Origin of the sequence: Streptomyces chrestomyceticus JCM 4735 (genome assembly GCF_003865135.1) — a bacterium.
Lineage (GTDB): Bacteria > Actinomycetota > Actinomycetes > Streptomycetales > Streptomycetaceae > Streptomyces > Streptomyces chrestomyceticus.
In genome coordinates this window covers 8,280,416-8,288,484 of record NZ_BHZC01000001.1, presented here as the reverse complement: position 1 = coordinate 8,288,484, position 8,069 = coordinate 8,280,416, and the positions used below count along the sequence as shown (strand labels likewise).

Sequence of the window (8,069 nt, the reverse complement as noted above, 5' to 3'; positions counted from 1 at the left end):
CACCCGGGCCCGGCAGTGGAATACCCTCACGCTCTCACTGCGGGAAGGACCCGACGGGCCCCTGCCGCTCAATGCGCCACCTCACGATTACCGTCAATACGTCCGGACGAAGAAACCGGGTGACGCTGAGAATTCCCTGAAGGTCGAGCCCACCGGTGACAGGAACCTATCCAGGCCCCACAGGCGCCGCAACGTGTCAGTTGAACGCCCCGTCAGACGGCGCACCAGCACCGACATCAGCGTCGGCACCAGCACCGGCACGGCACCCGGCCGGGCACGTACAGCCCCTCACATCGCACCGCCACCCCGTCGTAGGGCACCCCACGAAGAGCGCCCCACGAAAGGCACCCCACACAAAAACCCGGCCCGGAACGGCAACGGCAGAACCACGGCCCCGGCCATCACGGGAAAGATCGCCCCACCGAAGGGAACACGACCGGGCGGCAACAGCCACTCCCCCACACAAATACCGGCGCGGGGCGACCCAGCGGCTTTCCGCCGCCCCGCCACCCCGCGCCGGTCTTGCTGCGCGATCCTGCTTCAGCTCTTCTCCGCAGCGCCGTTCTTGGCGTCCTCGCCGCGCAGCCACCGGCCCAGCGTCCGCCTCGGGTGGCGGACCACCACGTCACCGCCCTTGAGGCGCCCGGTGACGTACACCTCGCGTTCGACCGGCGCCTGCGCGTCGGAGGCGGGATTGCGGTACTTGACCTCGCCCACCTTCACGGTCAGGTCGTCGGTGTGCACCACGATGCCCGGCCGGACCACCAGGACCAGATTCCCGCCGACGCTGATCTGTACGTCGAGGTCCAGCCTGGCGTGACTGAACTCGGCCTCGGTGAAGTCGAGTTTCACGTCCCCGCCGTGCATCCGTACCTCCAGGCGGCGCGGGACCTCCCAGGCACCGGAGCGGTGCAGGGTGCCCCACCGCTGGTCGATCTCCACGACATCCTTGCCGCGTCCGGGCTGATCCCGGGATTCGGCCGGCACCGGGGAGACGGGCAGATCACGGGTCAGCCGGGCGAGTTCGCCGACCGTACGGGCGCGCAGCGCGGCCTCCACCCGTTCACCGACTTCCTCCAGGGTCAGCCGTCCGTCCCCGGCGGCGTCCCGCAATATCTCCGCCACCTGCTCCCGGTCCGCGTCCGAAGCCCGCATGGCCGCCTGCTCGTCCTGCGTGCCGTCGTCGGTCGGCACCTTCTCATCGCTCATACCCCCACCCTCTTCCTCCCCCGGCCCAAACTCAAGGCACACCGGCCCGACGCCACTGCCGGCCCGGCCACGACGGCACGCCACCTCGGACGTTCAACTGCCGACCAGGCGCGCGTGAACGCCCCCGGACCAGGCAGGCCGCCCTCGGACCGGGCAGGTCCGTCACAGGTTGAACAGCACGCCCGCAGCGGCGGTCCGTCTAGCGTGTGCCGCACAGACTGCGCCCGCACAGCAGCACCACCGCGCCTGGCCCGTACACCGCCCGGAACATCACCGCCGCCCGCACGGCGGCGCCGCGTGCACCGGCCCCCGCCCCGCCACAGGCCGCCACCGCCCGCCCCGCCCGCCCGCGTGACCGGAACGGCACCGGACGGCCCAGGGGGCGGCCCTTGGCAGGGCGGGGCGGCCGGGACACCGGCCCGGCATCGGCCGCCTGCCGTGACGGCCATGACCGATTGGGGAACCGGAATGTCGTTGATGAACCTGCTCATGGGAGCCATGGCCTCCTCGGCGGTCGGCACCGCCGCCGAACTGGGCATCGCCGACGCCCTGGCCGACGGCCCGGCCACCGCCGCCGAACTGGCCAAGACCGTCGAGGCGGACACCGACTCCCTCGACTCCGTCCTGCAGGCCCTGACCGCACTGGGCGTCTTCACCCGCGAAGCGGACGGCCGTTACGCCAACTCCCCGATGTCCGAACCGCTCAGGAGCGACCACCCCGATTCGGTCCGCCACCTGGCGACCCTGCTGTGCGGCCTGTACGGGCAGGCCGCGACCGGCGGCCTCACCCAGGCCGTACGCGCCGGCACCTCCGTGATGCCCTGCACCTTCGGCGTCGGACTCTACGAGTACCTCGACCGTCACCCGGACACCGCCCGGATCTTCGACCTCGCCATGCAGGACTGGACCCGTCCGATCGCCACCCTGCTGGCCGACAAGCTTCCCCTCGACGACGTGCACACCGTCGTCGATGTGGGCGGTGGCAACGGCACTCTGCTCCAGGCCCTCCTGAGCGCCCACCCGCACCTGAACGGCATCTGCGCCGACCGCCCGGACACCTGTGAGCGCGCCCAGCGCGCCCTGGCCGAATCCCAGCAGGCCGACCTCGCCCGCCGCCTCACCTTCCGGCCCACCGACATCCTCCAGGATGTCCCCACCGGCGGCGACCTCTACGTCATCAAGAACGTCCTGCACGACTGGAACACCACCACCAGCGTGCAGATCCTGCGCAACATCCACACCGCCATGACCGCCACGCCCCGCGCTTCCGCCGGAGCCCCGCCCAAGCTCCTGATCATCGACCCGCTGGCCGAGCACGACTCCGGAGCCGCGTTCCGCAACGTCATCAAGATGGTGGTCGGCGAGCCCCGGACCCGCTCCCGCAGCGAGGCCGACATCCGCCGCGAAGCCACCGAGGCCGGCTTCGAGGTCCTGTCCATCACCCCGTGCCCCGCAGACCTCAGCGTCATCACCTGCGTCCCCGCCTCCTGACCTCCGCTCCAACGCACCAGCCCTGCCGTTCGTCTCACATAGCGAGACGAACGGCAGGGCTGGCTGCTGTCCGCCATGGCCTCTCGCCGTCGCCGGAATGCGTCGACGCGCGTCCGGCGGCTCACTAACTTTGCCGGGGCCGGGTGGTTCACCGGCGCGTTCGTGTGCCGGAGGTTCCCGTGGCTCCCGGTCCCTCCGTCGCCTTCGGCCGCGGCCCGAGCGTCCGTCATCAACGTTGAGCACCGTGCGGCAGCGCCCGTGCGGAGCGTGCGGGAGGAAGCAGTGACAAGCACCCCAGGCGTCGGCACGCTGACCGGGCTCTTCAGCCGCTCGGTGCGGCTCCACCCCGGCCGGATCGCCGTCAGTGACGACCGGCGGTCGCTCACCTACGCGGAGCTGGACCGGGAATCCGACGCCGTCGGCGCACTGCTGCGCAGTCACGGTGTCGGCACCGAGGACCGGGTCGGCCTGTACGTCAACCGGTCCGTCCAGCTTCTTGTCGCGGTGCTCGGGATCCTCAAGGCCGGCGGCGTCTACGTGGCGGTGGACACCCGCTACCCGGAGGCCCGCCGGCACATGATGCTCGGCAAGAGCGGCGCCGAGGTCGTGCTCACCGAGGACGGCTGGGAGGACCGGCTCGACGGGACCGCCGCCAAGATCGTCGCCGTCAGCGACCGGTCGGCGTTCGAGGGCCGGCGCGCCGAAGCCGTCGTCGAGCCGCAGCACGCGGCCAGTGTGCTGTTCACGTCGGGATCGTCCGGGGAACCGAAGGCGATCGTCCTGGAGCACCGCAACCTCGTCTCCTTCGCCGGCAACCCGGGCATGCCCGTGCTCCGGCCGGAGGACCGCACCGGGCAGGTCTCCAGCGTCTCCTTCGACGCCTTCCACTTCGAGATGTGGAGCACCCTGGCGGCCGGCGCGCGGACCGTGATCCTGCCCACGGTGCCGGAGCTGCTCGCCGCCGGCTTCCGGCAGCAGATGGAGCGGTACGGCATCACCGCGATGGTGGTCCCCACCATGGTCGTCAACCACGTCGTGCACGAGGACCAGGACGCCTTCGCGCCCCTGCGGGTCCTGGGCGCGGGCGGTGACGTCCTCCTGCCGTCCGCCTGCCGCTCGCTGCTGAGCGGCAGCTTCACCGGCAGTCTCTACAACTGCTACGGCCCGGCGGAGATCACCACCGGGTGCACCGCGCACCTGGTGACCCGGGAGGACGCCGAGAGCGACGTGGTGCCGATCGGCCGCCCGATCGAGGGTGCGACGGTCCGGGTCCTCGACGCCGGGCTGCGGCCGGTCGCACCGGGCGAGATCGGCGAACTGTTCGTCGGCGGCCCCGGCGTGGCCCGCGGCTACCAGGACCAGGACGACCTCACCCGGGAGCGCTTCCTCGACGTACCCGACGAGGACGGCACCGTCCTGCGGATGTACCGTACCGGCGACCTGGCCCGGCAGCGGGCGGACGGGGTCCTGGTCTTCGTCGGCCGCGCCGACGACCAGGTGAAGATCCGCGGCTACCGGGTGGAGCCCGGCGAGGTCGAACGCGGGTTGCGCCGCTACCCGGAGGTCCTGGAGGCCGTGGTGCTCGCCGACGGCGAGGGCAACGACCGCAGGCTGGTGGCTTTCGTGGTCCTCGACGCCGCGCTGGGCGTCGAGGAGCTGCGCGCCCGCGCCGAACGTGACCTGGCCGACTTCATGGTGCCCAGCCGGTTCGTCGTCCAGGACGAGATCCCGGTGACCGTGAACGGGAAGCGCGACGTGGAAGCGTTGCGCGAGGTGCTCGCCGCGCAGCAGGCGGGCGGGACGGCGTACGCCGAGCCGCGGAGCGAGACCGAGCGGTATCTGACCGGGCTCTGGGCAGAGCTGCTGAATGTCGAGCGGGTCGGCCGGGACGAGGACTTCTTCGGCCTGGGTGGTCACTCCCTGCTGGCGTTCCGCATGCACCACCGCATCAATCGTGAGCTGAACGCGCGGCTGACCTTCCCCACGCTGCTGGACAACACCGTTCTGAAGGATCTGGCGGCGGCTGTCGACGCCACGCGTTAGGCACTGCCGTCACCCTCCCCTCTGCCGTACGGGCCGTCACCGGCCACCGTCCCCCTCCGTCTCCCCTGCCGTACGGGCCCTCACCGGCCACCGTCCCCTCCGCTCCCCCTTCCCGTGGCTCGCTCCGGTCTTCCCGCCCCCACGTCCAGAACACGGTGATCTCCCCATGCCCGCTTCCCCGCCCTCCCGTACAAGTACCGGTCCGAACCCCTATGCGCACGGCGAGCGCATCGAGCAGGTGGTCGCGCACCACGCACGGCTGCGGCCCGCGGACATCGCGGTGCAGCAGGGGGACCGTCTGCTCACCTACGGCGCGTTGGTGCGGCGGGCGGATGCCGTGGCCGCCGCGCTGCACGAGCGGGGCGTCAGGGCCGGCGGGCGGGTCGCCGTGCGGATGAAACGTTCCCCCGAGCTGGTGGTCGCCCTGCTGGGTGTGCTGCGGGCCGGCGCGGCCTATGCCGCCACCGATCCCGAGTGGCCGCGTGCCCGTGTCCTGGACAGCCTGCGGGGCACCGGTCCGGATCTGTTCATCACCGACGATCCCGTTCCCGGGGTGGACGGGGAGATCCCCGTGACGCCCTTCGACGCGCTGCTCACCGGCGATCCGGCCGCGGCGCCCGCGCCGGAGGCCGACGGCACCCGTACCGCCAGCATCTTCTACACCTCGGGCTCCACGGGGAAGCCCAAGGGCGTCCTCTCCCCGCACCGCGGCACGCTGCGCACCCTGGTCGACTGCCCCGCCATACCGCTGGACGGCGGCACGGTCTTCCTCCAGGCGGCGCCGCTTCCCTGGGACGGTATGTCGCTGGAGCTGTGGGCCCCCCTCCTCAACGGCGGCCGCAGTGTCCTGCTGGAAGCGGGGGCGGCGGCGCTGGACGCCGAGCAGTTGGAACACGTCGTGGGCCTCGGGGTCAACAGTCTGTGGCTGACCAGCTCGCTGTTCAGCGTGCTGGCCGAGGAACGGCTGGACCTCTTCGGCGCGTTGCGGCTGCTGCTGGTGGGCGGCGAGCGGGTCTCCGTCGCCAGTGCCCGGCGCGTGCTGCGCCGGTTCCCGGAGCTGCACATGGTCAACGGCTACGGGCCCGCCGAAGCGACCATCTTCGCCACCCATCACGTCATCCGCCCCGCGGACGTGGCCGAGGACAGCACCGAGATCCCCATCGGCACGCCGCTGCCGCGCACCCCGGTCCTGCTGCTGGACCCCGACGGCCGGGCCGTTCCCGACGACGGGCCGGGTGAGGGGGAACTGGCGATCGGCGGTGACGGTGTGGCCCTGGGGTACGCGAACAACCCCGAGGAGACCGAGCGCCGCTTCTTCAGCGCCGACGGCAACCGCTACTACCGCTCCGGCGACATGGTCGTACGCGACGCGGAGGGCCTGCTGCGGTACCGGGGCCGGATCGACCACCAGTTCAAGATCCGCGGGATACGGATCGAAGCGGGCGAGGTCGAGTCCGTACTGGAGACGCACCCGGACCTCACGGCGGCCTGCGTCCTGCCCGTGGAGGCCGTCCCCGGCCGCAGGGAACTGGCCGCGGCGTACGCCACCTCCGACGGGAAGCCACGGGACACGGCGGAGTTACGTGCCTTCGCCGGCCGGCACCTGCTGGACGCCATGGTGCCGACGGTCTTCCACCACGTCGACAGCCTTCCGCTGACGGGCACCGGCAAGACGGACCGTAAGGCGGTGGAGCGTTCGGTGCGGGAGGTGCCCGGCCTGGTTCCGGCATCGGGGCGGGTTCCGCAGGAGAAGGGCGCGCAGGCAGACCCGCTCCTTGGCGAGGTCCGCGACCTGCTCGGCCAGGCCGCCCTCGGCATGGAGGACGATCTCGTGCTCGCCGGGGCGAACTCCCTCGACGTCATCCGGCTGGCGGCCCGGCTCGGCCGCCGTCTGGACGCCAGGCTGACGGCCTCGGACGTCTACCGGCTGCGCACGCTGGAGGACATCCGCGCCCACTGCTCGGCAGCCAGCACCGTGGCCGCCGACGTGCTTCCGCGGCCCACCGGGCAGGAGGTGAGTGACGCGCCGCTCTCGCACGCCCAACTGCGTTTCTGGCTGGGCGAGATGAGCGCGCCGGGCACGGCCGACAACCTGATCGTGCTGGCCTACGCGCTGTCGGGTCCCCTCAAGACGGAGATACTGGCCGAGGCCCTCCAGGACACCGTCCGCCTGCATCCGGCGCTGCGCACCATGTACCCCTGGGTGGACGATGCTCCCGTGCAACGGGTGCTGCCGCCCGACGAGGCGGGCATCACCATGGAGCTGACCGAGCCCCCCGCCGACACGGCCGGGGCCGGGCTCCAGGATTTGGCGGAGGCGGTGACCGCCGACTGGTGGGACCGGCCGTTCTCCCTGGAGGCCGAAGTGCCGCTGCGCGTCCGGCTGTGCCGGCTGGACGCGGACCGGCATCTGCTCTGTGTCCAGGTACACCACATCGCCTTCGACGGCTGGTCGGAATCCGTGCTGGTAGCGGATCTGCGAGCCGCGTACCGGGCCCGGCTGGCCGGACGGTCGGCGGAGCAGCCCGGGGAGCGGCTCCCGTACGGCAGCTACAGCGCCTGGGAGAAGACCCGGATCACCGAGTGGGCCAAGGACGACCTGCCCTTCTGGAAAGGCGAGTTGTGCCCGGCCACACCCCCCTTCCTGCCCGCTCCCACGGGTTCCGGAGAGGCCCGTCGGCTGGAGGCCGTGCTGCCGGTGGACGCCGGGACGGTCGACCGCCTGGTGCGGGTGGCGGCCCGGTACGGCGGCCCGGCCGTCACCGCGCTGGCCGCCGGAGCCGCACAGGCCGTCGCCGTGACCTTCGGGACGGGGTCCTTCACGCTCGGCTCGGTCACGGCGGGCCGCTTCGACCCCGCCCTGGAGACGGTGCTCGGCTACTTCGTCAATCCCTTCGGCATCCGTGTCCGCGACGGAGGGACGGAGGACATCGCCGCGCTGGTGGGCCGGACGGCGGAGGGAATCGTGGCAGCTCTCGCCCACACCCGTACGCCTTTCGACGAGGTGGTGCGCGAGCTGGGCCCGGACCGCACCCGCCACCCATGGTTCCAGGCGTTCGCCGTCCTCCAGGCCGAGCCGCCGAGCGGCCGCCTGGGCGACGAGGTGACGGTGGAACCGGTCCGGGTGCGGCCGCCGCGTACCGCCGTCGAGCTGATCGTGGAAGCCGTTCCGGAACCGGGCGGATCGTGGCGGCTGGTGATCGCGTGGCGCGAGGACGGCGTCGCGGAGAGCAGCGTCCGGCGTCTCGTGGAAGCGCTGCGTACGGCGCTGAACCGGATCGCGGTCCTCGCCGAGCGGCCGTCCCCCACGCGTTCCTGAAAGGTAC

Annotated in this window: 4 protein-coding genes; 3 read left to right on the top strand and 1 reads right to left on the bottom strand. The window is 72.1% G+C overall.

Annotated features, from left to right (window positions below; all coding sequences use genetic code 11):
- Positions 1–540: 540 nt before the first annotated feature.
- Positions 541–1,209: a DUF1707 SHOCT-like domain-containing protein gene (locus EJG53_RS36195; protein ID WP_125048441.1), complete on the bottom strand. Its 669-nt coding sequence runs from the start codon at positions 1,207–1,209 to the stop codon at positions 541–543.
- A gap of 447 nt (positions 1,210–1,656) precedes the next feature.
- Between EJG53_RS36195 and EJG53_RS36190 the strand changes: the two genes are divergently transcribed.
- The 3 genes from EJG53_RS36190 (at position 1,657) to EJG53_RS36180 (ending at position 8,062) form a co-directional block, all read left to right on the top strand.
- Positions 1,657–2,700, top strand: coding sequence for a methyltransferase (locus tag EJG53_RS36190; protein ID WP_125048440.1), 1,044 nt, complete (start codon positions 1,657–1,659; stop codon positions 2,698–2,700).
- Positions 2,701–2,982: 282 nt separating this feature from the next.
- A complete protein-coding gene (locus EJG53_RS36185) occupies positions 2,983–4,743 on the top strand; it encodes a non-ribosomal peptide synthetase (protein WP_244955481.1) in 1,761 nt (586 codons plus the stop codon).
- A 166-nt stretch (positions 4,744–4,909) separates the two neighbouring features.
- The gene (locus tag EJG53_RS36180) at positions 4,910–8,062 is read left to right on the top strand and encodes a non-ribosomal peptide synthetase (protein ID WP_125048438.1); all 3,153 of its coding nucleotides are present in this window, start codon (positions 4,910–4,912) and stop codon (positions 8,060–8,062) included.
- Positions 8,063–8,069: the final 7 nt, after the last annotated feature.